Here is a 1048-nt window from a genome sequence, read left to right as displayed (position 1 = left end):
ATAATAATAATTGTTCTCTATTAAAGTTTTAAAATCACTTATTCCATCAGGAATTAATTTTTTCATAGTTAGTCTCCTTTCTCATTTATTAATATTATAACATAAAAATTAAAAATATATGGATATTTCACTAAAATCCCATTTTAATTTTCTCTCTAAAATTATCTATTCTTTCTTGATCCACATTTATATATCTTTGAGTAATTGAAACTGAAGAATGATTAAGTAATTTTTGAACAAATACTAGGTCTTTAGTTTGATTAAAAGCATTTGTTGCAAAAGTTTTTCTAAAACTATGAGTTGAAATGAACTCATGATTAATATGTTCACATTCACAAACTATTTTTAATTTATTTTGCACATATCTAACAAAAGATTTCGGTGCACAATATTCTATACCATTTCTTTTTCTTTTAGCTTCTAAAAACATATAATCTCCAGACCAAGTTTTATTAGTATTAAGATATCTAACAAGATCCATATTAATTTTAGTAATTTGAGTTTTTTTAGTTTTTTGTTCCACTAGTTCTAAAATACCAAATTGAATTTGAGAAAATTTTAATTTAGCTATATCCATAATTCTTAATCCGGTATTCAATTCTATTAAAAGAGCATTTCTAACATCTTGTGGTAAAAAAATAGAAGAGATAATTTTTTCTATAGTTTCATTATCAAGTGGTTTAGTAGCCATAAAAAATCACCTTTTTTTATTTATATTTAATAATATTATAACATAAATTAGTCGCTTTTTATATAAAAATTAATCGCTTTTATAGGCTAAAAAATAATGCTACTAAAGAAAGTCAATAAAATCAATAATATAATAATCGCTTTTTAGATAAATAGCGATTATTATATTATATTTTTTTAAATTTATTATTTAAAATAATTTTTATCTTTTATATAGTTTAATTTTATTGAAATAATTTTTTTAAAATTTAAGTAATATTTTATATTATCTAAAATAAAATTTAATAAAAAGCTAAAAATATAAAAAACTAGTTAGTAGGAAAAAAGATAAGAAGTTTGTGATATAATATAGTGACAG

At 19.8% G+C, this 1048-nt stretch carries 1 protein-coding gene; it reads right to left on the bottom strand.

Going from position 1 to position 1048, the window contains the following annotated elements; translation table 11 throughout:
• Positions 1–130 precede the first annotated feature (130 nt).
• Entirely contained in the window at positions 131–691 is a 561-nt protein-coding gene (locus I6E31_12410) for a tyrosine-type recombinase/integrase (protein MCF2640760.1), read from the bottom strand.
• Positions 692–1048 lie beyond the last annotated feature (357 nt).

It is taken from the genome of Fusobacterium varium (assembly GCA_021531615.1).
In the GTDB taxonomy this organism is placed as follows: domain Bacteria; phylum Fusobacteriota; class Fusobacteriia; order Fusobacteriales; family Fusobacteriaceae; genus Fusobacterium_A; species Fusobacterium_A varium_C.
This window is presented reverse-complemented; position numbering and strand designations above follow the sequence as displayed.